This window comes from Sinorhizobium sp. P24N7, assembly GCF_042436655.1.
Classification (GTDB): Bacteria; Pseudomonadota; Alphaproteobacteria; order Rhizobiales; family Rhizobiaceae; genus Sinorhizobium; species Sinorhizobium meliloti_A.
The window spans coordinates 146,573-171,296 of record NZ_JBHMIW010000002.1 but is presented as its reverse complement, the minus strand read 5'-3'; the positions used below and the strand labels follow the sequence as shown (position 1 = coordinate 171,296).

General features: G+C 59.1%; 22 protein-coding genes. 15 read left to right on the top strand and 7 right to left on the bottom strand.

Annotation, left to right across the window (positions count from 1 at the left end):
* Positions 1 to 4 precede the first annotated feature (4 nt).
* The 5 genes from ACFHWW_RS03645 to ACFHWW_RS03625 all read right to left on the bottom strand — a co-directional run bounded on the left by ACFHWW_RS03645 (position 5) and on the right by ACFHWW_RS03625 (position 4,386).
* Positions 5 to 1,156 (bottom strand): FAD-dependent oxidoreductase, encoded by a 1,152-nt coding sequence (locus ACFHWW_RS03645; RefSeq protein WP_283067849.1) that lies wholly within the window; start codon positions 1,154 to 1,156, stop codon positions 5 to 7.
* 118 nt (positions 1,157 to 1,274) lie between these two features.
* On the bottom strand, positions 1,275 to 1,409 hold the full coding sequence (locus tag ACFHWW_RS03640) for a hypothetical protein (protein ID WP_283068075.1): 135 nt from the start codon (positions 1,407 to 1,409) through the stop codon (positions 1,275 to 1,277).
* Positions 1,410 to 1,466: 57 nt separating this feature from the next.
* Positions 1,467 to 2,786 (bottom strand): tetratricopeptide repeat protein, encoded by a 1,320-nt coding sequence (locus tag ACFHWW_RS03635; protein WP_283067851.1) that lies wholly within the window; start codon positions 2,784 to 2,786, stop codon positions 1,467 to 1,469.
* Positions 2,787 to 2,818: 32 nt separating this feature from the next.
* The gene (locus ACFHWW_RS03630; protein ID WP_379937341.1) at positions 2,819 to 3,424 is read right to left on the bottom strand and encodes a TetR/AcrR family transcriptional regulator; all 606 of its coding nucleotides are present in this window, start codon (positions 3,422 to 3,424) and stop codon (positions 2,819 to 2,821) included.
* A gap of 236 nt (positions 3,425 to 3,660) precedes the next feature.
* Positions 3,661 to 4,386: a GntR family transcriptional regulator gene (locus tag ACFHWW_RS03625; RefSeq protein ID WP_283067855.1), complete on the bottom strand. Its 726-nt coding sequence runs from the start codon at positions 4,384 to 4,386 to the stop codon at positions 3,661 to 3,663.
* A gap of 321 nt (positions 4,387 to 4,707) precedes the next feature.
* Here ACFHWW_RS03625 and ACFHWW_RS03620 point away from each other — a divergent pair, with 321 nt between their 5' ends.
* The 8 genes from ACFHWW_RS03620 (at position 4,708) to pyc (ending at position 15,215) form a co-directional block, all read left to right on the top strand.
* The gene (locus ACFHWW_RS03620) at positions 4,708 to 5,709 is read left to right on the top strand and encodes an extradiol dioxygenase (protein WP_283067856.1); all 1,002 of its coding nucleotides are present in this window, start codon (positions 4,708 to 4,710) and stop codon (positions 5,707 to 5,709) included.
* A gap of 110 nt (positions 5,710 to 5,819) precedes the next feature.
* Complete coding sequence (locus tag ACFHWW_RS03615) at positions 5,820 to 6,644, top strand: alpha/beta fold hydrolase (protein WP_379937340.1); 825 nt, start codon at positions 5,820 to 5,822, stop codon at positions 6,642 to 6,644.
* 28 nt (positions 6,645 to 6,672) lie between these two features.
* A complete protein-coding gene (locus tag ACFHWW_RS03610; RefSeq protein WP_283067858.1) occupies positions 6,673 to 7,749 on the top strand; it encodes a substrate-binding domain-containing protein in 1,077 nt (358 codons plus the stop codon).
* Between the two features lie 10 nt (positions 7,750 to 7,759).
* Positions 7,760 to 9,283: a sugar ABC transporter ATP-binding protein gene (locus ACFHWW_RS03605; protein ID WP_283067860.1), complete on the top strand. Its 1,524-nt coding sequence runs from the start codon at positions 7,760 to 7,762 to the stop codon at positions 9,281 to 9,283.
* Positions 9,280 to 10,266: an ABC transporter permease gene (locus tag ACFHWW_RS03600; protein WP_379937339.1), complete on the top strand. Its 987-nt coding sequence runs from the start codon at positions 9,280 to 9,282 to the stop codon at positions 10,264 to 10,266. Before ACFHWW_RS03605 ends, ACFHWW_RS03600 begins: the two co-directional genes overlap by 4 nt.
* Positions 10,267 to 10,336: 70 nt before the next feature.
* Entirely contained in the window at positions 10,337 to 11,224 is an 888-nt protein-coding gene (locus ACFHWW_RS03595; RefSeq protein WP_379937338.1) for a fumarylacetoacetate hydrolase family protein, read from the top strand.
* A 29-nt stretch (positions 11,225 to 11,253) separates the two neighbouring features.
* Positions 11,254 to 11,661 carry a RidA family protein gene (locus ACFHWW_RS03590; RefSeq protein ID WP_379937337.1) on the top strand — a complete coding sequence of 136 codons (408 nt, stop codon included), beginning with the start codon at positions 11,254 to 11,256 and terminating at the stop codon, positions 11,659 to 11,661.
* Between the two features lie 95 nt (positions 11,662 to 11,756).
* Positions 11,757 to 15,215: a pyruvate carboxylase gene (gene pyc / locus ACFHWW_RS03585; protein ID WP_283067868.1), complete on the top strand. Its 3,459-nt coding sequence runs from the start codon at positions 11,757 to 11,759 to the stop codon at positions 15,213 to 15,215.
* 134 nt (positions 15,216 to 15,349) lie between these two features.
* Here the strand turns inward: pyc and ACFHWW_RS03580 are convergent, their stop codons facing one another.
* Complete coding sequence (locus tag ACFHWW_RS03580; RefSeq protein WP_283067870.1) at positions 15,350 to 16,312, bottom strand: LysR family transcriptional regulator; 963 nt, start codon at positions 16,310 to 16,312, stop codon at positions 15,350 to 15,352.
* Positions 16,313 to 16,558: 246 nt separating this feature from the next.
* On the opposite strand from ACFHWW_RS03580, the gene ACFHWW_RS03575 reads away from it, so the two are divergent.
* From ACFHWW_RS03575 to ACFHWW_RS03550, 6 genes are all read left to right on the top strand, one after another.
* Positions 16,559 to 17,404: an ABC transporter substrate-binding protein gene (locus ACFHWW_RS03575; protein ID WP_283067872.1), complete on the top strand. Its 846-nt coding sequence runs from the start codon at positions 16,559 to 16,561 to the stop codon at positions 17,402 to 17,404.
* A gap of 108 nt (positions 17,405 to 17,512) precedes the next feature.
* Positions 17,513 to 18,460: an amino acid ABC transporter permease gene (locus ACFHWW_RS03570; protein WP_283067873.1), complete on the top strand. Its 948-nt coding sequence runs from the start codon at positions 17,513 to 17,515 to the stop codon at positions 18,458 to 18,460.
* Entirely contained in the window at positions 18,457 to 19,254 is a 798-nt protein-coding gene (locus ACFHWW_RS03565; protein WP_283067875.1) for an amino acid ABC transporter ATP-binding protein, read from the top strand. The genes ACFHWW_RS03570 and ACFHWW_RS03565 overlap by 4 nt, the downstream gene beginning before the upstream one ends.
* A gap of 38 nt (positions 19,255 to 19,292) precedes the next feature.
* Positions 19,293 to 20,513, top strand: a complete 1,221-nt coding sequence (locus ACFHWW_RS03560) for a MalY/PatB family protein (RefSeq protein WP_283067877.1) — start codon at positions 19,293 to 19,295, stop codon at positions 20,511 to 20,513.
* Between the two features lie 136 nt (positions 20,514 to 20,649).
* Positions 20,650 to 21,069, top strand: coding sequence for a RidA family protein (locus ACFHWW_RS03555; RefSeq protein WP_283068032.1), 420 nt, complete (start codon positions 20,650 to 20,652; stop codon positions 21,067 to 21,069).
* Between the two features lie 30 nt (positions 21,070 to 21,099).
* Positions 21,100 to 22,071 (top strand): 1-aminocyclopropane-1-carboxylate deaminase/D-cysteine desulfhydrase, encoded by a 972-nt coding sequence (locus ACFHWW_RS03550; protein WP_283067879.1) that lies wholly within the window; start codon positions 21,100 to 21,102, stop codon positions 22,069 to 22,071.
* A 537-nt stretch (positions 22,072 to 22,608) separates the two neighbouring features.
* On the opposite strand, the gene ACFHWW_RS03545 is transcribed toward ACFHWW_RS03550, so the two are convergent.
* The gene (locus tag ACFHWW_RS03545) at positions 22,609 to 23,379 is read right to left on the bottom strand and encodes a helix-turn-helix domain-containing protein (RefSeq protein ID WP_346283799.1); all 771 of its coding nucleotides are present in this window, start codon (positions 23,377 to 23,379) and stop codon (positions 22,609 to 22,611) included.
* Positions 23,380 to 23,729: 350 nt separating this feature from the next.
* Between ACFHWW_RS03545 and ACFHWW_RS03540 the strand changes: the two genes are divergently transcribed.
* Positions 23,730 to 24,575: an AraC family transcriptional regulator gene (locus ACFHWW_RS03540; RefSeq protein WP_379937336.1), complete on the top strand. Its 846-nt coding sequence runs from the start codon at positions 23,730 to 23,732 to the stop codon at positions 24,573 to 24,575.
* The last annotated feature ends 149 nt before the right edge of the window (positions 24,576 to 24,724 follow it).

Below are 24,724 nucleotides of genomic sequence, written 5' to 3'. Positions count from 1 at the left end.
GATTTCAATTCCCCACGGTCTGGGATGCTTCGGTGAAAGCCGTGAATGTGTGTGTCTCGACCTTGCTCAGTCTGCCGACGAGTTCGTTTGTGATCCGGGTGGCGGCTTCGACCGCACCGGCCAGGTAACCAGGTTCACTGATGCTGGTTTCGCTCCCGGCCAGCGAAATGTAATCGCGCCATTTTCCGTTGACCCATGGCCGTCGATCGGGGGTGGGATGGCCACCGGCCTGCCTGTCGTCCGCAGTTGCAGTCAACGGGTCGTCCGTCCAGTCCTTGAACAATGTCGCGCGGGGACTGGTGGCCTCCGGCCCGAACATGTGGGCGAGTTGCTGAATCGAAGCGGTGACGATTGCATCGCGTCCGACAGATGCGCGCTCACCGGCCGGGACGCCGACGAAGCCAAACAGTGCGGCTCGGCCCGAGGCGGTTGTCGCGTCGTGAATCTCGGCCAAAGGCCCCACCAAGCTTTGCGCCGTTCCCGAGAGGCCGGCGTCGCGCCAGAATGGGCGGTCATAGAGTGCGAAGAACTTGGCATGCGGCGCCATCCAGGTCGGGGTCTGCCGCCATCGCTCGGCTGTCGCGTAATCGAGCGATGGCGAAAACAAAACCTTTGCCTCGATGAGACGCGGCGGCAGTGCGAACAGGACATGCGACGCCCGCTCTTTATGGGACGACCCGCTCGCATCGACGTACTGCACAACGACGCCTTCGCCGTCGAGCGAGACATGCGTGACGCGGGCATTCAGTTGAATGCTTTGTGCGGGCAGGGTTTCGGCAAGCGTCGATATGACCGCTCCCATGCCCCCGACGAGCCGCATGCCCTGCGGTTCCTGCCGCATTCCGCGATAGCGCTGAGGAGCTTCGCGGGACATCCGCTGAAAGATCACGTCGCCGTCGCTGTTCTGCTCGAAATAGTTCAGCCCGAGATGGTGGACGAAGTCCACCATCTCGGGCTGCATGTCAGGCCAGAACCACGACGGGCCAAGATCGAAGCCGTCGCCTGATGGTTCACCGCTGCAGTCGACGGAGAGAATGCGTCCGCCCAGGCGCTCACGGGCCTCAAGAAGCTGAAAGCCGAGGCCGGCTTGATGGAGGAACCGGGCCGCGCTCAGGCCTGCAAGTCCGCCTCCAACGATCAGAATGGATTGTGACAAGGGACAGCTCCTCGTGAAGAGTGAGGGCCGGTGTCCGGGCCCTCCAGTACAACCGGGCTGGGCTTAGTCTAGGCCACAGCGTAGATGCGGACTTCCGCGGCGGCAGCCAGAAGCGGCTTCAGACCTCGACGACATCGTCGTTAAACAGCGCGCTTTCCAGATAGGCCTTTGCGTCTCCGACGCTGTTGGATCCGTGAAGCACCTGAACGAGTGGGTGACCGGTCGCGAACTTCGCGACGTCGAGATTCCGCACTCGCTCGACCCGGGGGTCCGGTGGCAACCTTGCTGCTCGCATATGACATAGGGATCTTTACGCTGCGAGCAGGCCGTGCCAGCGCGTGTCGCGCGGTGATGGGCGACGATGAAGGCGGCGGTCGAGCAGCGCACGGGCCTTCGCGGCTTCGCCGCTCCGCATGAGGGCGAGGAGGAGCATGTCTTCGATCATCTCGCGCTGGGCGCCACTGCCGCCGATGCGCGCGACGTCGACTGCGACCGGCTCCAGGATACGGGCGCAGCCTGCGTAATCCTCCTCCGCAAAGGACAAGGCGGCGCGGCAGATCGCCGGTACGACTGGCCCCGCGGCCAAGGCTCCGGCATCGATCAAGCCAGTCAACACCTGCACACGCTGCTCGACTGCAGCCCTGTCGCCGACTGCCGCCGCGATTATGGCCATGTGGACATCCGCGAAGGCGAAGCCGGCCTTCTGGAAATATTCCCCGGAATAGGTTGCCGCCGCCGCCCACAGCCCCGCCGGCACCGTGTGACCGTAGGCCTGGAGCCGCCACAGGAAAGAGGCCGTGTCGCTGACCACGTTGACCGGCATACCGGCCGTAACCGACGGCTGGATGTAGTTCTCGTAGATCGCAAGTGCTCGCTCGGGATCACCCCGCTCCAGGGCGCCCAACGCCGAGTGCCAGGCAATGTGGCCGTGAAGGATGCCAGCGCGGTCGTAGCGGGGCAGCCAGTTCGCGACCAGCCTCTCGGCGTCCTCGCCCGCGCCGCCTTCATACATGGCATGTGAAAGCGCATGTGCCGCATTTGCATTGTCGATCCTGAGCTCGTAGCCGCGCTCGGTGAGTTTTCGGCCGTGGGTTACGTTTCCGTTCTCGGCATGCGCCCAGCCCAGATACGTGAGGAACCACCAATCGTCGCCGTTAAAGTGGCGCGCATGACGTTCGCAAAGATCCACACGCGCCTGGTCGTGGTCGGACATGCCGGAAAAGGCGAAGAGTCCGAAGGCGCCAAGAGGCAATGAAAGGATAAGGATGTCGCGCGGCCAGCGGTCGGCGTGGTCGAGAGCTCGCTCCAGCGCCTTCGCCGCCTGCCCGTTGATGGCAAGCGAGAGGACCTGGACATGGCTTCGCTCCCTCTCGGTCCCGTACCGGGAGACGATCTCTTCGGCTTTCGCGATCTTCGCCTTAGCGCTTGCGAGTTCGGTGCGGACGGCATGCAGGCGCGCGCGTGCCGCATGTGCAAGAGCAAAATCCGGATCAACTGCGATGGCCTCGTCTAGAGCCTCTGCCGCACCCGGCCAGGCCGAGAGGAGCAGGTCGACCCCCTCCCGGTAGTGTTCGGCCGCGAGATTGGATGTCGTCGAGAGTGGTAGGCCACGGCTGTCGATGTGGGTCATGGCAGGTTCCTCAAACCAGGATCGGGCACGCATCAGCGCCCATTTCGGCTATTATACGGGATTGCCGCTGGCTGTATTTTGACAATATGCCAATTTATGTCGAACAACTGCCAATGACGCCCGAGGAAGACTGGCCTGTACGAGAGCGGCTGTTCCGCTCTCGAACATGGAACGATCGTCGAGGACGTTGGCGGTGAACATCGCGCCCTCGAGGGTAGCAAGTACCCGCACGGCGGTGTCGCGGCCCAGCCCCCTCGCGTGAGCGTTTCGATTCCGAGCACGAAGAACCGTTTTACTTCTTCCCTCACTTCCCCGGCCAGGTCGTGGGACACTGCTCCCATGGCGCCGCAGAGGCAGATCCTGCCGTTGCGGTGCAAGGCATCGCGGAAGACCTGCCGCCAGGCTGTGACGATGTCGTTGCCCGTAGCCTGTTTCTGATCCACCGCATCCAGAAAGCGGTCGGTGTAACGGCGGGCGACTGCCGCTGCGAGCTTCTTCTTGGTCGGGAAGTGATAGTGGACGCTCGAACTCTTAACACCGATATCCGCAGCGACTTCCCGAAAACTGAAGCCACTATAGCCTGCTTGACGGATACGCTCCTCAGCGGCGTCCATGATTGCTTCGGCTGTTTCGCTCATTTTGCCAAAATCCTCTCTATCGATAGATAGAGAAACAGAGATCAATATGCGATTTGAAGGCAAGGTAGCCGCCATCACCGGCGGCGGGTTCAGGCATCGGCAAGGAAGTGGCCGCTCGTCCCGTTGCGGAAGGCGGGAAGGTCGCTATCAACGGCCGAAACCGGCCGGTCAGCTTTGTAGCGGCAAATGAGTCTCGCAAGATGTCTTGGACGGCTAAGGCAGCAGCCGTTTGAAGTTTAGGAGGCAGGCTGTCGAGCCGACAGCTTTGACCGTGTCTTCGGTTTTTCTTGTGCGGCCTGGAAGTGCTCTAGAATCCGGTCACGCTGCCGCTCGATGTGGTTTCTTATCGTTTCGGACAAGCCTGCCAGGTCACGGCGTTTGAAAGCATCCAGAATGGACCGGTGCTCCTGCACGATGACCATCGAACACTCCGGGTAGCGGTCGTACAGGTTCTCGAACCAGTCCAGGTAAACATCGCAGTCGCGCCCGACTTCGTTCACCGCTTCATTACGGCAAGAATGCCGGATCTTGAGGTGGAACTTATGGGAGACGCTCTTATAGGTCCTGACATCGTTCTGTTCGACGGCGGTGGCCATCTGTTCGGCATATCGCTCAAGCTCGTCGACGTCGTCTTCACTCGCCGATAGCGAGGCGAGGTAGGTCCGTCCCACATCGACGATCCACCACAGTTCGAACTTCTCTCGAATCATCTCAAGGCTTGGGACCGTTATCTTCCGATCCCGCATTCCCGAGCGTTGGGTAAGCCCGGCACGCTCCAGTTCCGCCAGCGCCTCGCGGGCCGGAGAGCGACTGACACCGTAGGTTTCGGCCAGTGCTTCTTCCGAGATGGGACTACCTGGAAGCAACTGTCCTTGCAGAATGTCGTTCTTGACCATCGAGTATAGCTGGGAAGAGAGCTTGGATCTCTGCATTTGGCGCTTCGGACCGGTCTCTGAAACCATTCGTATTCATCCTTTAACGTTCATTTCGGCAGGCGCGGCTACGCCTCCCGAAAACTCAGTTCCTCGGGTCTGCAGGTCACAAGCCGGAGGGGAACATGCACATCGGCCGTCTTCCTCATTTTCGCGCGTCAGCTCGCCCGTCTGACCAAATCGTTATCTGCAACCATAAACCACTTGCAATCGCTTGTCACGTATGTATCCTGAATCCCGTATTCTGTATCCGAAAGACATGCAGATTAAGTTGGCGCCTATTCGCCGCCGACAAACCGCGTCGTCGGGCCGTTGACCGGCTGAACGAACGCATCAATGAGGAGGAAGTTAATGGCTGAAGTTGTCTGCGCCCTGAGCATGTCCCATGCCCCCGGCGTCCTTGGATGGGCGGACGCGCCATCCGAAGCGGTAAAAAAGAGCATCCACGAAGCCCATCAGGAATGCGCTCGGCGTCTCGACGCGGCACGCCCCGACTTGATCATCGCCTTCCTGGACGACCATTTCGAAAACCATTTTCGCAAGATGATGCCGGCCTTTGCCGTCGGCATCTCGGCGTCCCATAGCGGTCCCGCCGACTATATGATGGAAGCTCTCAAGTTCGACGAGAAAGTCGTGATCGAGAGCAATGTCGAGCATGCGGAGACATTGCTTCGTGGGCTCATCAAGCGCAACTTCGACGCAGCTCGCATGGGCGAGATCGAATACGGCAACAACCTTCTTGTGCCGTGGAAGCTGATCCGACCGCAATACGACATTCCTGTCATTCCGATCTACACGAACGTATTCTCGCCGCCGCTCCCGAGCATGGCGCGTGCATACGACATGGGTGCAGCGGTGCGCGATATCATTGAACGCGAACTGCCGGCCGGCCTTCGGGTTGCGTTCCTGGCGACCGGCGGGCTGTCGCATTGGCCTCCCGTCTGGACCGAAGGTGCGCCGGAAGACGACCAGTTCCTCCAGCGTATGAAGCGCTATCAAAGCGAGGGGAAGCACGTCGCGGAGGAAGATCCGACGCTCTATTCCGACCTGGCCGCCTACGAGATCGAAATGGCCGACAAAATGCAGTGGCCGCTGCGCCATCAGCACCCCCTGGTCAACGCGGCTTGGGACCGCGAAATCATCGATGCCTTCGGAAGAGGCGACACCGATTATCTTCGGAACTGCACGTTCGAAAGCGTCGAAGAGGGTGGCGGACACGGTGGTCACGAGATCCTCAACTGGATGGCCGTGATGGGCGCCATGGGCGGGTCCAAGGCCGATGTGATCGGTTATGAGCCGGTCGTCGAGTGGATCTGCGGCATGGGCTACATCGCCTACGACGCTGCAGCTTAACTGCACTCATCCATCGATTTGCCGATAACAGCAACCCGCACCGGGACAAGTGCGGTGCGGGTTCACGCATTCATTCGGCAAGAACGTAGCTGGCGTTTCTGGAGCTTCACATGCCCCATTTCGAAGACCGAGAGTTCTCGATTGACGGCCACCGGGTCGCTTATATCGAGGGCGGCAAGGGTTATCCCTTGCTGATGATCCATGGGTCCGGTCCCGGCGCATCCACGTTGGGAAACTGGAGCCGCGTCCTCGGGCCCTTGTCTGAGCGATATCATGTCCATGCAATGGATCTGATTGGCTTTGGAAAGTCGGACCGGAAGAAATCAGAACCCTTCTTTGACCTCGATCTTTGGGTCCGGCAATGCAAGGCCATGCTGGCAAGGATCCCGGGCGAAACAGTTGGGATCATCGCTCACTCCATTTCGGCCTCGCTCGCCCTGCAGGTCGCTGCTTCCGAAGCCCGCGTAGGCCAGGTGCTGACCACCGGGGCGATGGGAGCGAAATTTAATGTCAACGAAGGTACGGTCGCCTGCTGGACCTTTCCGGAAACCCGGGCGGATCTGCAGAAAGCGATTGGGTTCCTGATCAATGACAAATCGCTGATTGACGACGCCTATCTGGACGCGCGGGTAAAAGTCCTCCACGAGGATCCCAGCTACAAGGACTACTTTTCGCGGATGTTTGCCGGCGACCGGCAGCGTTACGCGGACCTCGCCATCATCGACCCGTCGGTGCTGGCCCGTATCAAGTGTCCAGTGACGATGCTGCACGGAAGAGTGGACGAACCGTTCCCGCCAGCGACCACTCTCAAACTTGCCGACCACATACCGCAAGCGGACGTCGTCCTGCTCGCAAATTGCTCTCACTCAGTGGCGCTTGAGCGAACGGACGCGCTGTTGTCCGCCGCTCATACGCTGTTCCCGCAACCACAATAAAATAACAACACCTTAGAGGGGTTCTACTATGGTTACCGGAATTTCGAAATCCAAACTCAGCTTTGCCCGCATCGCCTGTGCTGTCGTCGTTGGATCACTTTTTGCGTCGCATTCCAGCTTGGCCGAGGAGCCCGACCGGCTGGCCGGAATCGTTGAGCCGGTCGTCGCGACCAAGCCGCTCAAACTCGGCGTAACGCTGGTTCACCTCAATGACGATTTCTGGAAAGGCATCGCCTACGGGATTGCCGACGAGGCAAAGCGAAACAATGTCACGGTCGCCCAGATTTCGATCGCCGGCGCCTATGGGAACGTGACGCAACAGTTCTCGCAGATCGAAACCTTGCAAAGCCTTGGTGTCGACTATGTCGTGCTCGGCGCTGCTGCTTACAAAGGCTATGATCCCCAGCTCAAGCGGCTTAAGGATGCGGGCATCGGCGTCATTGCTGCGGGCATCCCGGTCGACAGCAAGAACGTCGATTTCGGTGTCACGCAGGATGACGAAGCAATCGGTCTCGGTCTGGCCAAGGAGATCTGCGCGGCTGCCGGACCAGACAAGGCCGGCGCCATTGCCCTACCGGGTCCCGCCGGCGCTGAATGGGCGCGCTTGCGGCTTGATGGCTTCGAGCAAGGCCTGAAAGCGTGTCCGAACGTAGCCTTGGTCAAGGGTGCTGTTACCGGCGGGCTTGAGCTGGAGCAGGGCCTCACCCAGGTATCGGATATGCTTCAGAAGAATCCGGACACGAAGTTTATCTTCACGCCGGTGATACCGCTGGGACTGGGTGCGGCTCAGGCTGCTCGGCAGAGCGGCATCCAAGCCCAGGTGGTTTCTGCCACGATCGTCCGCGAGGCACTGCCGTTGATCAAGAACGACCGCTTGTTGGCGCTCACGTCGGAGCCGGGCATCCTGATGGGCCGTCTGATCGTGCAGTTCGCCATTCGAGATCATGAGAAACTCTCGAAAGGTGACGAGTTCAAGACGCAGGGCATGGCCTATCCAACGATCTTCACCAACAATGCCGTGATCACAAAGAAGAACGTCGATTCCTACGGCTACGATGTCTACGACCTTCCCCCGAAGGATTGGTCCTTGAACATCAAGCAGTGACGGTGCCCTGATGACACCACTCCTGCGACTAGTCGACGTCAGCAAGTCCTTCGGAGCGACAAGAGCGCTCCGGGGGGTCTCCATCGATATTTTCCCCGGTGAGATTCATTGCATCATCGGGGAAAACGGGGCGGGCAAGTCCACTTTGGGCAGAATCTGTGGGGGCTTTGTTCGGCCAGATACCGGCAGCTTCTGGTATGGCGGCAAGGAAGTTCCGTTTTTTACTCCTGACGAAGCGCGAGCAGCCGGTTTGGCGATGGTTTTCCAGGAGCTTTCGCTGGCGCCGGACCTGAGCATTCAAGACAACCTTTTCCTGGGCGCTGAGCCGACACGCAACCCTCTTCGCGTCCTCAGACGTTCGCGAGAGCGGTCGCAATGCCAGAGCGTTCTGGAAGCGGTGGGCCTCGGCAGGATTGAGATCAAGCGGCCAGTCGGCCAACTCCCGCCTGGCCAGCAGCAGCTTGTTGAAATCAGCAAGGCCCTGGCGCGTAACCCGAGAATTCTCGTGCTCGATGAACCCTCGGCCATGCTTAGTCTGGCCGAGCGCAAACACCTGCACGGGATCATGGGCGAGCTTAAGGCCAACGGCACTGCGATCGTCTTCGTTACCCATCATGTATCAGAAGTCGCCGAGCTCGCCGACCGCGTCACCGTGCTTCGCAACGGCGCTCTCGTTGAGAGCATTGCCGGGCGCCAGACCGTCGATCAGATCGTTGAGCGTCTCGGCGGCGGAGGCATTCCCGCACCGCATCGGCAGCGCCAGGTCGTGCAAAATCCCGACAATGACACCGCCGATCTGCTCTCGCTCGTGGTGCCGCGTCTGGACGGTAGCACCGAAGCAATTCGCGTCGCGCCTGGCGAAGTCGTCGGGCTCTATGGCGTCATCGGCTGCGGTAGCGAGCGGATTGCATCGATCGTGTCGGGCCAGGAATCGGATGCCGCATCCGTCGCGATGGAAGTCGAGGGGCAAAAGATCGCCATCAATACGCCAGTTCGGGCTCGCAGGCTCGGAATAGGGCATCTTCCAAACGGCCGCGCCGCGAACGGGATCCTCCCGACGAGAAGTATCAGCGAAAACCTCTATCTGCGTCCTCGCAGCCGCAATCAGCGGGCGACGCTCGCTCCGACGGGCGGAGATCCTGACAAGGAACTGTCGGAAATCGGCGTTCGATACGGAAATGCGAAAGATCCGATTACGAGCTTGAGCGGCGGCAACCAGCAGAAAGTCCTTATCGGTCGGCTGCTCGGATCCGACCTCCGTCTGCTTGTGCTCGAGGAGCCGACGGCCGGAATCGATATCGCCGCAAAAGCGGACGTTCACAATCTACTGCGCAAATGCACTGGCAAGGGATGGGGGATCCTTCTTGTGTCCAGCGATCTCGAAGAAGCGATCGCCCTCAGCGACCGCATTCACACGATGTTCGACGGACAGTGCGTGCGCACGTACAGCGCCCCGACCACCGGCGACATGTCGTCGATCTCGGCGGACGTGGTTGGCGCGACACATGCAAAAGACAGGGAGGAAGTTCTATGAGTTCGCAAAGTATCAACCAGGCCGGTCCTCCGAAGGTGCGGCATCTGTTCGGACACGTCGGCTATGCCGATTTGATGTTGCCGTTGCTTATACTATTGCTGGCGCTCGTCGCAGTGATGATCGAGCCGCGGTTTCTTTCAACGAACAACCTGCTCAATCTTCTTCGGCAATTGACGCCATTGCTGATTTTCGCAGCCGCGCAAGGCATCGTGATCATGTCCGGCGGGCTAGATCTTTCCCAATCGTCCGTGTTGTCTGTGGCCGGGGTCGCAGGCGTCCTCGTGATGCCGCAGCTGGGTATTGGTGCCGGCGTCTGCGTGATGGTTGCTGTTGGGGCGTTTTGTGGGCTGTTCTCAGGCTTCGTCGTCGCCGCGACAGGGGCAAGTCCGCTCATCGTCACCCTATCCGCCCTTTCCATCACACAGGCTTTCGCGCTGATTTTGGCGAACGGCGTGCCGATTTATGACGTTCCCGGCGAATATACCGATCTGATCGGCTTTACCTCACTTGCCGGAATCCCGGTGATGGTTTTGATCGGCCTGGCGGTCTTGGCTTGCTGTTGGGTCCTGCTGCGCTTTACCGTTTTTGGACGGTACGTGTACGCGATGGGCTCGAACTTTTCGGCAGCTTCGCATTCAGGCGTCGACGTCCGGTTTTATACGGTGCTCGTCTATGTCTTGAGCGGCGTCTGCGCCGGGATTGGCGCGGTTGTCGTGACCGCCTGGACAAGCGCTGCCCAACCGATTGCGGCACCTAACCTCGCCTTGCAAGCCCTAGCCTCCGTTGTCCTCGGTGGGGTGGCCCTCAAGGGCGGCAGCGGTGGAATGATCCATGTGGTCTTCGGCGTCGTCACGCTCGGGATGCTCTCGAATGTCCTGAACATGATTGGCGTGTCCGCCTATTTCCAGACCTTGGCGGTCGGCCTCGTCATTCTGTTGGCAGTCTGCCTCGACCGGCTCCGGCAGCGCTCGGCTCGCCGTTAAGAGTCCCCCGAGCTCGCATCCCCCGTGGGTGGCGCGGTGCCCACCCATCCCCTCAGACAGGAGTAAATTGATGAAGTTTGTTACGTTCCAGCATCGGGGCAACACTGCCGTCGGCGTTTTGGTCGATGACGGTTCGCGCCTGGTCGATCTTACTGCGGCAGGCCTCGCAGCAGATATGCAGGATCTGATCGAAAACTACGATCAGCACACCGCCCAGATCGCGAGGCTTGTCCAAGAGAAAGCCAACGCATTGCAGCTCTCCGAGGTGGAGCTTCGCGCGCCTATCCCGACCCCACGCCGGAACATCTTCTGCGTTGGCAAGAACTATCATGAACATGCTGCAGAGTTCGGGCGCAGTGGCTTCGACGCGGGATCGATCGGCGGCTCAGAAGTTCCGGAATATCCGATCATCTTCAGCAAACCGCCGTCATCGGTGATCGGCCCGGGCGCGACGATCGAGTGGGCGAATGATCCCTATCAGTCGGTGGACTACGAAGCCGAGCTTGCTGTCATTATCGGTCGTGCCGGCCGCGTCACCGAGAACGATGATCCAATGGATTTTGTCTTCGGCTACACCATCATCAACGACGTGACCTCGCGTGAACTGCAGAAGCGCCATAAGCAGTGGCTGCTCGGAAAAGGTATCGACACCTTCGCGCCCATGGGCCCTGCGATCGTCACCCGGGAAGCAATGGGCGACATTTCTTCGAGGGGCATTCGCTGCCACGTGAATGATGAGCAGCGTCAAAACGCTCGCATCGGCGACCTGATCTTCGACATTCCGACCCTCATACGCTCGATCGGCCGCTCGATCTCGCTGGTAGCCGGCGACATTATCGCAACCGGCACCCCGGTCGGTGTCGGCATCGGCTTCACGCCGCCGAAATACCTCAACCGTGGCGATCGCGTTCGCGTCGAAATCGACGGAATCGGGACGCTCGAAAATCCGGTCGGATAATCATCGCACATCGAAGATAGGAGTATAGAATGGCCGATATCAATATTTACAATCCGGAGAAGCTTGGCCCGCCCATGGGTCAGTACACACATGTCACCCGTGTAAAGGCGAACGAGTTTCTGTTCATCGCCGGAATGCTTTCCGGTGACGCCGCGGGAAACGTCATCGGTGAAGGTGACTTTGACACCCAGACCGCGCAGGTTTTCAAAAACGTCGAAGCCGCACTGGAATCTGCCGGGGCATCCTGGAGCAATGTCGTGCAGTTCACGACCTATTTGGTCCACTCGCAGGACATCCCGAAGTTCATGGAGTTCCGCCTGCGTGAATTTCCCAAGATGTTCCCGGACGGGAAATATCCGCCGAACACTTTGTTGATGGTCGACCGGCTGGTGAAGGAACCGTTCCTCGTAGAGGTTCAAACGATCGCGGCGCTCTAAGCGCGAATACCTTCATCCGATTATCGAAGAGAGCAGGCTCAGCCATGCAGGCCGGGGCCTGCTCTCGGCCACCTCGTTTGTGAAGAAGAGTTGCGATGCCCATTTCCAAGATACTCGTTGCCAACCGCTCTGAAATTGCCATCCGTGTGTTCCGCGCGGCCAACGAGCTGGGACTTAAAACGGTCGCGATATGGGCTGAGGAGGACAAGCTGGCGCTGCACCGCTTCAAGGCGGACGAGAGCTATCAGGTCGGGCGCGGCCCGCACCTTGCCCGCGATCTCGGGCCGATCGAGAGCTATCTGTCGATCGACGAGGTGATCCGCGTCGCCAAGCTTTCCGGCGCCGACGCCATTCATCCGGGCTACGGCCTGCTCTCCGAAAGCCCGGAATTTGCGGAAGCCTGCGCCGCCAACGGCATCACCTTCATCGGCCCGAAGCCGGAGACGATGCGCCAGCTCGGCAACAAGGTGGCGGCGCGCAACCTGGCGATTTCGATCGGCGTACCGGTCGTGCCGGCGACCGATCCGTTGCCCGACGATCCGGAGGAGATCAAGCGGCTGGCGCAAGAGATCGGCTATCCGGTGATGCTGAAGGCGTCCTGGGGCGGCGGCGGCCGCGGCATGCGGGCGATCCGTGAGCCCAAGGACCTGATCCGCGAGGTGACCGAGGCCAAGCGCGAGGCGAAGGCCGCCTTCGGCAAGGACGAGGTCTATCTGGAAAAGCTGGTCGAGCGCGCCCGCCATGTCGAAAGCCAGATCCTTGGCGATACCCACGGCAACGTCGTGCATCTCTTCGAGCGCGACTGCTCGATCCAGCGCCGCAACCAGAAGGTCGTCGAGCGCGCACCGGCACCGTATCTCACCGCAGCCCAGCGCGAGGAGCTTGCCGCCTATTCGAAGCGGATCGCCGAGGCGACCAACTATATCGGCGCCGGCACCGTCGAGTATCTGATGGATGCCGACTCCGGAAAATTCTACTTCATCGAGGTCAATCCGCGCATCCAGGTCGAGCACACGGTGACCGAGGTCGTCACCGGCATCGACATCGTGAAAGCCCAGATCCACATCCTCGACGGCTATGCCATCGGCTCGCCGGAATCGGGCGTGCCCTCGCAGGAGAACATCCGGCTGAACGGCCATGCGCTGCAGTGCCGCATCACGACCGAAGACCCCGAGCAGAACTTCATTCCGGACTACGGCCGCATCACCGCCTACCGCGGCGCCACCGGCTTCGGTATCCGTCTCGACGGCGGCACGGCCTATTCCGGGGCGGTGATCACCCGCTACTACGATCCGCTCTTGGAAAAGGTGACGGCCTGGGCGCCGAACCCGGACGAGGCGATCCACCGCATGATCCGGGCGCTCCGCGAATTCCGCATCCGCGGCGTGGCGACCAACCTCACCTTCCTGGAAGCGATCATCAGCCATCCGAGCTTCCACGACAACAGCTACACCACCCGCTTCATCGACACGACGCCGGAGCTGTTCCAGCAGGTGAAGCGTCAGGACCGCGCCACCAAGCTCTTGACCTATCTTGCCGACGTCACGGTCAACGGCCATCCGGAGGCCAAGGGCCGGCCGAAGCCCAATGATGACATCGCCGCTCCCGTGGTGCCGTTCATCGGCGGCGACGTGCAGCCAGGCACCAAGCAGCGGCTCGATCAGCTCGGGCCGAAGAAGTTTGCCGAATGGGTCAAGGCGCAGCCTCAGGTGCTACTGACCGACACGACGATGCGCGACGGCCATCAGTCGCTGCTCGCCACGCGCATGCGCACCTACGACATCGCCCGCATCGCCGGCACCTATGCCCGGGCGCTGCCCAACCTCTTCTCGCTCGAATGCTGGGGCGGCGCGACCTTCGACGTATCGATGCGCTTCCTCACCGAGGATCCGTGGGAGCGGCTCGCGATGGTGCGCGAAGGTGCGCCGAACCTGCTCCTGCAGATGCTTCTGCGCGGCGCCAACGGCGTCGGCTACAAGAACTATCCCGACAACGTCGTCAAATACTTCGTCGCCCAGGCGGCGAAGGGCGGCATCGACGTCTTCCGCGTCTTCGACTGCCTGAACTGGGTGGAGAACATGCGCGTCGCAATGGACGCGGTCGCCGCGGAGAACAAGATCTGCGAGGCGGCGATCTGCTATACCGGCGACATCCTGAATTCCGCCCGGCCGAAGTACGATCTCAAGTACTACACGGCGCTTGCCGCCGAACTGGAGAAGGCCGGCGCCCACATCATTGCCGTCAAGGACATGGCGGGCCTTCTGAAGCCGGCAGCCGCCCGCGTGCTGTTCAAGGCGTTGAAGGAAGCGACCGACCTCCCGATCCATTTCCACACGCACGACACGTCGGGCATCGCCGCCGCGACCGTGCTTGCCGCGATCGAATCTGGCGTCGACATCGTTGACGCGGCGATGGATGCGCTTTCCGGCAACACCTCGCAGCCCTGCCTCGGCTCGATTGTCGAGGCGCTTTCCGGCTCCGAGCGCGATCCCGGCCTTAATCCGGAATGGATCCGCCGCATCTCCTTCTACTGGGAGGCGGTGCGCCACCAGTATGCCGCCTTCGAAAGCGACCTCAAGGGACCGGCCTCTGAAGTCTACCTGCACGAAATGCCGGGTGGGCAGTTCACCAACTTGAAGGAGCAGGCCCGCTCGCTCGGGCTCGAGACCCGCTGGCACGAGGTGGCGCAGGCCTATGCCGACGCCAACCAGATGTTCGGCGACATCGTCAAGGTGACGCCGTCGTCGAAGGTCGTCGGCGACATGGCGCTGATGATGGTTTCCCAGGACCTGACCGTTGCCGATGTCGAGAACCCGGCGAAGGACATCGCCTTCCCGGATTCGGTCATCTCGATGCTCAAGGGCGATCTCGGCCAACCGCCGGGCGGCTGGCCGGAAGCTCTGCAGAAGAAGGCGCTGAAGGGCGAGGAGCCTTATGCGGCCGTGCCGGGCTCGATGCTGCCGCCTGCCGATCTCGACGCGGAGCGCAAGTCCATCGAGGAGAAGCTCGGCCGCGAGGTCACCGACTTCGAATTTGCCTCGTATCTGATGTATCCGAAGGTCTTCACCGACTATGCGCTGGCCGCGGAGACGTACGGGCCGGTCAGCGTGCTGCCGACGCCGGCCTATTTCTACGGCATGGCGCCGGGCGAGGAGCTCTTCGCTGACATCGAGAAGGGCAAGACGCTCGTCATCCTCAACCAGGCGCAGGGTGAGATCGACGAGAAGGGCATGGTCAAGATGTTCTTTGAAATGAACGGCCAGCCGCGCTCGATCAAGGTTCCGGACAGGAACCGCGGCGCCTCCGCCGCGATCCGGCGCAAGGCGGAAGCCGGCAACGCCGCCCATCTCGGCGCGCCGATGCCGGGCGTCATCTCGACGGTGGCGGTTCACCCCGGCCAGCCGGTCAAGGCCGGCGACGTGCTGCTCTCCATCGAGGCGATGAAGATGGAGACGGCTTTGCACGCCGAAAAGGACGGCGTGATCGCCGAGGTGTTGGTCAGGGCCGGCGACCAGATCGATGCCAAGGATTTGTTGATCGCCTACAGCTTTTGAAACATTTAACTGTTCCCCAGAGGCTAACGTCGCCTCTCTTCGCCCCGTATCCGCGATATCGGGCATTTTTTCGTGAGCCCACCTTGTCACGCATTGGGTCATTGGGAAGAGTTGGCTCCAAGAGCGATTGGAGGTTACCCATGGCCAATGATTTGGTGAAGGGACGCCTTCTTTTTTTCCTCACAACCCGCCACAATCGAGCGAATACAACTTCTCAACCAAATGTGCCCTGCGTCTGTCTGCTTCGCTCGGACGTAAATCAAAGAAACTCGAACGTCAGGGAGAGCAAAGGGCGGACGCGTGACCACTATTTCGCTGCTTTCATCCAAAAGTGACAGCATGCCATCGGCGAATGCTGCAATCATTTGTGTACCCTTAAGCACTTTCGGAGCAACCATGTAGTACGGCACAGTCGCGGCAACGCGGCGTGACAATCCCATTGCCTTCAGTGCCCCATCGCTTACGCCGGATTCATCGCCATCCGGAGATATTTGCAAATGAGGCATCGCAAGATATTTCTCTAGTGTCAGATCCTTTATGACCGGATTCGCTACCCAGGCGGCGCAGAGCATTTGATGTCGTGCGAGAATAGTTTCGACCACATGCGCCTCCCGAATGATAGGATTGCCGAGTAACACGCAATCGAGATCCGGATCGCTCAGCAATTCGGAAGCCTCATAGAGATATACCGGCACGATGCGAAGTCGAGCGTGAGGTGCTTTGGCGTTGAACTCCTCTAGGAGCGCAGGAATATACAGGGCACTGGTATAGTCTGTGACACCGATTCGAAATTGGCGTTGGCTTTCACTCGGTTTGAAATTGACGTGTTGGGATACCACTCCCTGAATATCGGACAGCGCTTGCGTGATTACGGCTGCCAATTCTCTGGCCTGAGCAGTCGGGTTCATTGACCCGGCATGCTTGACGAACAGCTCGTCTCCAAAGATCTCGCGCAACCTATTCAGCGAATGACTGATCGCCGATTGTGTTCGACCAGCCCGCTCTGCGGCGCGAGTGACACTGCGTTCCTGCATGAGAAGATCAAAAACTTTCAGTAGGTTCAGGTCAATTTGATTAAGACTGAAATCGCTTCTCATCCGAGCCTCGTTTTACGTTTTGGCCCGGTATAATAATGAATGTGGCTCATATTACCATGCCGAATATTCATTCGCCGCCCAAGGGACCAGACGGTATGGTCCTTTCGCGGGTGTAGAGAGGATGCACCCTACAAAGCCTGTTCTCGCGCACTGTTCGGACAGAGAGGCAAGTCACACTTGCATCTCTGATGGCCGACGTGCGTCGAAACCAGGGCGATGAAGACAAACGCAACAAGGGAACATAAAATGACTGCCATTAAATCTGTAATGCTTTCGACAGCGGTGCTGATGGCTAGCGCAACTGCTTCGCTCGCAGACGAGGTTCCGCTTCCGGCCTATGTGAAGGACAGCGGCAAATTGCCAATCGCGACCACCATTTATGCTCCCTTCTCTTACATCGACGAGAGCGGCAAGCAGGTCGGTCTCAGCGTCGAATTGGCTCAGGCAGCTGCCAAAACACTTGGCGTCGAGCTGACCATCGACCAGGTCCCATTTACGTCTCTCATTCCGTCTTTGAGTGCTGACCGGATCAAGATCGCCTGGCTCAATGCATCGGTAACTGAAGAACGTCTCAAGCAAGCGGATTTCGTCGCGTGGATGGAGGACGGCACCATCGCTTCGACCCTCCCCGAAAACAAAGACAAATACGCGAAGCGCACGGCACTGTGTGGTGGCACGGTCGCGGTTCAGTCCGGCACGGCAGCCGACTTTTCTGCGGATCAGCTGAACCAGGAGTGCAAAACCGCCGGCCTTCAGGAATTCAAGAAGGATATATATCCGTCGCAGCAGGACACTGTTCAGGCCGTCATCACCGGACGGGCTGACGCTTATCTGGATGACTCTACGTCAGCCGGATACTACTCGCAGGTCAGCAAGGGAAAACTCGTTCTGACGGGCGAGGTCTTTCACAAGAAACCTATCGGCCACATCATCAAGAAGGGCGACGCCGAAACCGCCACCATGCTTGCTGCCACGATCCAAAAATTGATTGACGACGGCACCTACAAGGCCATCCTCGACAAATACGGCATGTCTTCGGCCGCGATCGCAAAGCCGATCGTCTACACGGATGTATCCCAGCTCAAAGATTGACCTCCATCTCCCCGCTCTGCCGATCTGGCAGAGCGGGGAGAACAGGTAATTCGGCCGCAACTCGATTTGCGAAAAGTCATCATATCACTCTAAGAAGGAATCGAGGACTTGAACGTTCTCCCCCTCAAAGACGATAGCGTCGCTGCAAAGCACACGACGCAGTTCAAGGTGGTGCCTCTCCGTCATCCCTGGCGCTGGACGGCTGCTGGTTTGGTCGCAATTCTTATGCTTCTGCTGATGCAGGCAGTCGTCAGCAATCCCAACCTTCAGTGGCCCGTCGTAGCCTCCTACATCCTGAACCCGATTATCTTGCAAGGGCTATGGATAACTGTCGGATTGACCCTGGCCATCATGTTTTTTGCCAGCGTCATTGGCATGATCGTCGCCTTGATGATGCTTTCGCCGAGCAGAATGCTGTCACTCCCGGCCGCAGGGTTCATCTGGTGGTTCCGGGGCACACCAGCGCTCGTCCAGCTTATCCTTTGGTACAACCTGTCGCTCATCTTCAAAGACATCACGCTTTGGTTGCCGGGCCTTGGTACGATCTTTTCGATTCCCACGAACACGATAATGACGCCGTTGGTTGCGGCGGTCGTTGCGCTGTCCCTCCATGAAGCGGGCTATATGGCGGAGATCATCCGAAACGGATTGAAATCAGTGAGCCGTGGCCAAACCGAAGCGGCTCTGTGTCTTGGGATGAAACCGTCTCTGTTGCTGCGACGGATTGTTATCCCTCAAGCGATGCGCGTCATCATTCCTCCGACCGGAAACGAGACGATCAATCTGCTCAAAACGACGTCCCTCGTCAGTATCATTGCCGTCGGCGACCTTTTGTACTCGGCGCAGGCGATTTATGCCCGGACGTTCGAAACCATCCCTCTCTTGCTCGTCGCCACTTTCTGGTACCTCGTTGTCGTCTCCATAATGACCGTCGGTCAAGGCTACCTGGAACGTTACTACTCAAGAGATGAAGCCGGACACGACTCCGCTCCGGTTGGCCTATCACGGCTTGGTTTGATCCTCACTATGCGTGAAAAATGGAGAGCCGCACAATGAAGACCAATCACTTCGAACGGTTCGGTGTCTCTTCCTCCGTCATGATACACGCGTCAGATGTCAGGAAATCCTACGGTAGCTATGAAGTACTGAAGGGCGTGAATGTCTCGGTGCCGAACGGATCGGTCGCCTGCATTATCGGACCGTCCGGCTCTGGTAAGAGCACATTTCTCAGGTGCATCAATCATCTCGAGGAGATCAACAGCGGACTGCTGCTGGTCGATGGGGACTTCGTTGGGTACCGCTTGAAAGACGACAGGCTCCATGAACTGAGGGCGTCGCAGATTTGTGCACGGCGTGCCGAAATCGGCATGGTCTTCCAGCATTTCAATCTGTTCCCGCATATGACCGTGCTTGAAAACCTCATGGAAGCTCCGGTCCGCGTCCGCGGTGAGAAGCGCGTCGAAGCGCGGCAACACGCTTTGGAGCTTTTGCGCCGAGTAGGGCTGGCCGAAAAGGCTTCCGCCTATCCAAGACAACTGTCCGGCGGCCAGCAGCAGCGAGTTGCGATCGCGCGAGCCTTGGCGATGCGCCCGAAAGTGTTGCTGTTCGATGAGCCGACCTCGGCGCTCGATCCCGAATTGGTCGGCGAGGTCCTCTCAGTCATGAAGGACCTGGCCCGTGACGGGATGACGATGGTCGTGGTCACGCATGAAATCGGATTCGCCCGTGAAGTCGCGGACCAGTTGATCTTCATGGACGGGGGAACCGTCATGGAACAAGGCGATCCGCGCGAGATGATCGCCAACCCCAAGTCACCCCGCACACGCGAGTTCCTGGCCAAAGTCCTTTAGCCGCGCTGGAACGACCAGACAGATAATCGGAGAATATTATGCACGATTTGCACCGGGCGCCGGCCGACGCCGCCGCGGAAACGACCAACTTTGACGAAGTCCTCGACCGCTCGACCCTGAGCACCGTCAAATGGGAAATGGAAATTGATCGTACCGGGAACAAATCCCTGCTCGGCTTCGGTACAGCAGATATGGACTTCCGGTCGCCCAAGCCAATTGCAGCGGCTCTTGAGCGCACCGCGCGGCTTGGCCATTTCGGGTACCCCTACAAGCCAAACAGCTACTACGACGCGCTGAGCGGCTTCTACAAGAGGCATTTCGGGTGGGAGATCAGGCGCGAGTGGATCGCCCACAATGTTGGCATCTACCCCTCCATGCGACCCTTGATCGATCGCCTGAGTGTCGAGGGCGACGAGATCATCTACCAGCCGCCGGTCCACTTCCAGTTCAGGAATATAGTGGCCGCCGCCGGTCGCGTGCCGGTTGCAAACCCTCTGATGCTACGCAATGGCCGTTATGAATTCGACTTCGATCAGCTGTCCCGCTGCGTAAGCAGCCGCACAAGACTGCTCTTGCTTTGCAACCCTCACAACCCTGTCGGCCGGGTATGGTCGCGAGAAGAATTGGCGCGGCTTGCGGAATTTTGCCAGCAGCACAACGTCGTTGTCGTTTCCGACGAGGTCTATTGCGGCCTGCTGCACGAAGGCGCTCACTTTACTCCTTTCGCGAGCGTTTCATCAGAGGCTCTCATGAATTCGGTGAGCCTGCTTTCCGCCAGCAAGATGTTTAATTTGACCGGACTGAAGCACTCTCAAGTCATTGCCGCCAATCCTCGGCTCATGCATGAGTATCTCGAGGGGTTGAAGCGCGATACCTCCGGCTACGGCGGTTCTCTATTCGGCCACGCCGCGACCGAGGTGGCATACCGGGATTGCGATGGGTGGCTGGGCGATCTCATGAGGTATGTTGCCGGAAACTATGCCTTCGCCGAGGCTTTCTTCAAGGAAAGACTTCCGCGTATTCGCGCGCGCCCGACGGAATCCACCTACTTCATGTGGCTTGACCTGTCGGATTACGGCATGTCGCACCAGGAAATGCTCGACTTGTTTGAAACAAGGCACGGCCTCGTCCTCAACTATGGTGAAGACTATGGGCCCGGCGGTGAAGGACATATCCGCCTGAATATCGGCACGCCAAGGTCTGTTCTTGCTCAAGGACTCGAGCGAATGGCGGAAGCATTGTCCAGCCACGAAAGATGATCGCGGCATTCCCCCCCTGTTAGCTATCACTCAACGATATGTCGGCGCGAACAAGTGCCGACACGCGATCCGTTCGAATTCGATATGCCGTGATGCATTGCGTAAGACGCCCATCTCCAACTCTTGTGAGGAAGCCATGGAAATCTCGACCCCTAACGCGCCCGCAGCTGTCGGTCCCTATAGCCAGGCGAGACGCCATGGAAATCTGCTTTTCGTTTCAGGCCAACTGCCTCTTGACCCCGTGACAGGGACCATGGCGAGCGACGCGGAAGCGCAGATGCGCCAGGTGCTGGCAAATATCGAAGCGATTGTGACTGCGGCGGGGGCAAAGATGTCCAATGTCCTGAAGACGACCGTGCTCGTGACCGATCTTTCGAAGTTCAAGCAGTTGAACGAGATTTATGCTGCGGCCTTCTCAAAGCCCTGTCCGGCACGCGCGACCTATCAGGTGGCGGCGTTGCCGATGGGCGCTCAAGTTGAAATCGAGGCTATCGCCGTCATTCCAGGTGAAGCGGATCATGTTTGTAAGGGATCCTGCGCCGCGGCGGCCTTGTAATGAAAACGCATCCCCTTAGAGGTTAGCGCGATGACAGATCAAGTTGATTTGGTCCCACTTGGCTTCTTCCCAACCCCGATCGACAACTGGGAAAACCTTGGGCGTGAACTCGGCATTTCGCTCAGCGCGAAGCGGGATGATCTTTCCGGCCTGGGCGGCGGCGGAAACAAGATCAGGAAGCTGCAATATCTTCTTGCCGAAGCCAAAGCGGAAAAGGCAACGACGCTGATCACGGCGGGCGCCGCGCAATCGAACCATGTCCGGCAAACCGCGGCTGTCGCCAGAAAACATGGCATGCGGCCTTTAGCCCTGCTTCGCGGGCAGCTGCCCTCCAACCCCTCGGGAAACCTGCTTCTCGATCGACTTTTGGGCGCGGAGTTGGAATTTCACGATCGTGACGACTTCAACGCCATGGTCGTGGACCTTATGCTGGAGCGCAAGGCAGAGCTGGAAGCCTCAGGCGAGCGCGCCTATGTCATCCCGATTGGCGGGTCGAGCCCCTTGGGAGCTCTTGGTTACGTCGATTGCGCCAAAGAGATGCGCGAGCAGTTCGATGCGCGCCGGCAGAGACATCCGGATTATATCGTGGTCGCAATGGGCTCGGGCGGCACGTATGCCGGCCTCGTCGCAGGATGCGCGCGATATCTGCCCAACACGCAAGTTCTCGGTATCGTTATTACAACAGCGGCCTTTGCTTCGCGCGAATGCGCGGCGTCATTGACGAACGACACCGCCCGACTTGCCGGTGTCGATCGGCGCTGGGATGCGGAAGATCTGTTGCTCAACTATCAGCATATCGGGCCGGAATACGGGATCGCCAGCGAAGAAGGGAATGCTGCAATCCGCAAGGTAGCAGGAGCTGAAGGGGTTTTTTTGGACCCGACATATACGGGAAAGGTCTTCGCGGGTTTGATCGCATCCCTCGGGGAGACGATCCCGGCAGGCAGTGATGTGGTTTTCGTGCACACCGGGGGAAGCCCAGCCCTTTTCGCACGCGGATAACGCGTTCCATCGAAATGGAACTCTCGGAGCACGTCGTTATTACCGCGGATCGCCAGCAATCACACTCCTAGCCAAGCGCGCGTCTCGCGTTGCATTTCAGCTTCCGTCACACACCCAGGAGCTTCGATGTCTGTTCTGAATACCTCGCTAAAGCCTTTCAAAGCGCATGTCTTCCGTCAGGGCCTCAACTCACGCTCAAGCAGCGTCATGACGACGTGCGTCGCGCCCCTTCCTTCTCGCTGAGTAGCCCAGGACGCGATATTAAACTGACCTTTGCCGGCTTCCACTCGGCCACGAATTCACGTCGCTTGTGCTCGCCCTTGTGTCGCTGTGCCGCCACTCAGTCACAGTTTCCGCCCCCACCTGCGCAACAGCTGCCGTAAAACTCTTGCGCACCCGTTGGCGCATGGCAGACCTGATGACCATCTGCACAGAGGGTCATCCTGCTGCAGATAAAGTCTTTGGACGTTGCTGCACCGATCGAGCCGGCACTCGGGTGGGACGTTAGTAGCTTGTGCTCACATAAACCGGGGCGGCTCACTTGAAGAACCGGGCGGGTGTTGTTCCGAACGTTTCGCGGAACGCTGCTACAAAACTGGAGGCGGACTCGTAACCGACATCCAAGGCGACATTGGTCACAGCTTCTCCGTAAGCCAGAAGTTCAAGTGCCGCCAGCAAGCGGAGACGTTGACGCCAGGCACCAAACGCAAGATGGGTTTCCCGCACGAAAATGCGTTCGACGGTTCTTGAACTCGCCCCCACTCGTGCAGCCAATGAGGCGAGTGGTTCGCGACTCGAGGGATCGCGCTTGAGGATCTCCACTATGCGCAAACCCCGTGGATCACTGGGGACAGGCAGATCGACAGGCGAGCGGTCGAGCGTCGCGATCTGGTCAAGCAAAACCTCGCAAAGCCGAGCTTCCTTCGAACCTGACTGATAGTTCCACGACAGACCCGCGCACGATGAGATCAGCTCGCGTACAAGCGGCGTCACCTCCACAACAACACACGACGATGAGGTCGGTGCACAAACAGCATCCGGGTCGATGTAAAGAACGCGGATTTCGGCTGCTCTCGCCACGCTCAATTTGTGGTCTGTATTTGCGCATATCCACAATGCCCGTGTGGGAGGAAGCACCCATCTGCTAGCTTGTGTCGATACGTGAATCACACCTTTTATCGCGTAAATCAGTTGGTGGCGCCGGTGATTGTGGAAAGATCCCTCACTTGATGACCAGCTTTCGACCTGGCCCACAACAGGAGCGGAGGCGAAATCAGGATCGGAGTCGTTTTGACGAGAGGGCAACATAGACGCAGATTATATCGATAAATCGTCGTGCGATCCAGTTGGAGAAACATCCGCTCTGACGGCATGGACGGGAAGCGCCGATCGCGAGTCCGGCCGTGGCGCTGTCGCGTCATCAATAAATATTGGCCGCCTGCAGATATTACCTCGCTGAATCGGCTGATATTCTGGCCCGCACTTCACCACGAGAGACGCAACGCGCCCGCCTCTACATTGTCGCAGGCGGGGCGGGGCGCCTACTGCGCAGCCACGTGGCCCGAAGCCGTGGAGAGGACAGAACAAATTATCCTACCGACTGCGTTTCCTATTCGCACCCGTTGGAGCCAAGCACGGCGCAATCAAAGGGTGTCATGATGGACTATGATCGCACGATATCAGCGTCGAACACGACACTCGAAATGCTCGATGATGGCGATGAGGCTCTTGGCGACCCGCGTGTCATGTTCCGATGGCATCATTACCCGTCGGCGCACGTGGTCACGCGCCATCTTCACGCCCGTGTCCAGCTTATTTGCGTTTTTGCCGGTGTGGTCCTGGTTGAAACAGACGGCGGGCGCTTTATGACGCCGCCCGGTCATGGCCTCGTTGTGCCTGCCGGGCTGCCACATTCTCACATCGTCCTCAGCGACGTAATGATGGTTTCCGTCTATTTGAATCCGACAGAAGGCGTTGGGCGGCAAGAGCCCTTTGTTTTTGAAGTGACGGATCTTGGCCGTAGCCTCTTGCTGGAAGCCGTCAAGCTGAAGGAAGCTGCCGTCGCAAACCCAAGGTCTTGTCTAGTGCAAGAACTCCTGCTCGAAGAGATCACGAATTTGGAAGAAAAACATCTCGTGCTCTCGTTGCCCTCAGATGTGAGGCTCGCAAACCTATGCCGCGGCTTCTTGGAAGCTCCAACGCCTAACGATCATATTGATGATTGGGCCGGGAAGCTCGGGATGAGCCGCAGAGCCTTCACGCGTTTTTTCCGCCGAGAGACTGGCGTAAGCTTTCTGAAATGGCGCCAACAGGCGATAGTGTTTTCAAGCTTGCCCCGTCTTTCAGCGGGGCAGCCGGTGACATCTGTCGCGCTCGAGGCGGGCTACGGCAATATCGGCGCCTTCACCACCATGTTCCGCCGGGTCATGGGCCTTCCCCCAAAACAGTATGCCAAAAGGGCAGGTCCTTTGCTAAGCGCTGACCATGTCAAACACGCAGGCTAGGGATCCGGCTATGGACGGAAATGTGGATTTTGCGAAAGACGGATCCTCCTTCGGCGAAGGGTGCACGATGTAGCGCTCGATCTTGGTCGCGAGCCTGAGGGTTTTTGGCAAGGCAACGAGGTTCGTCAAAAAAGCACAGCGTTTCGCAG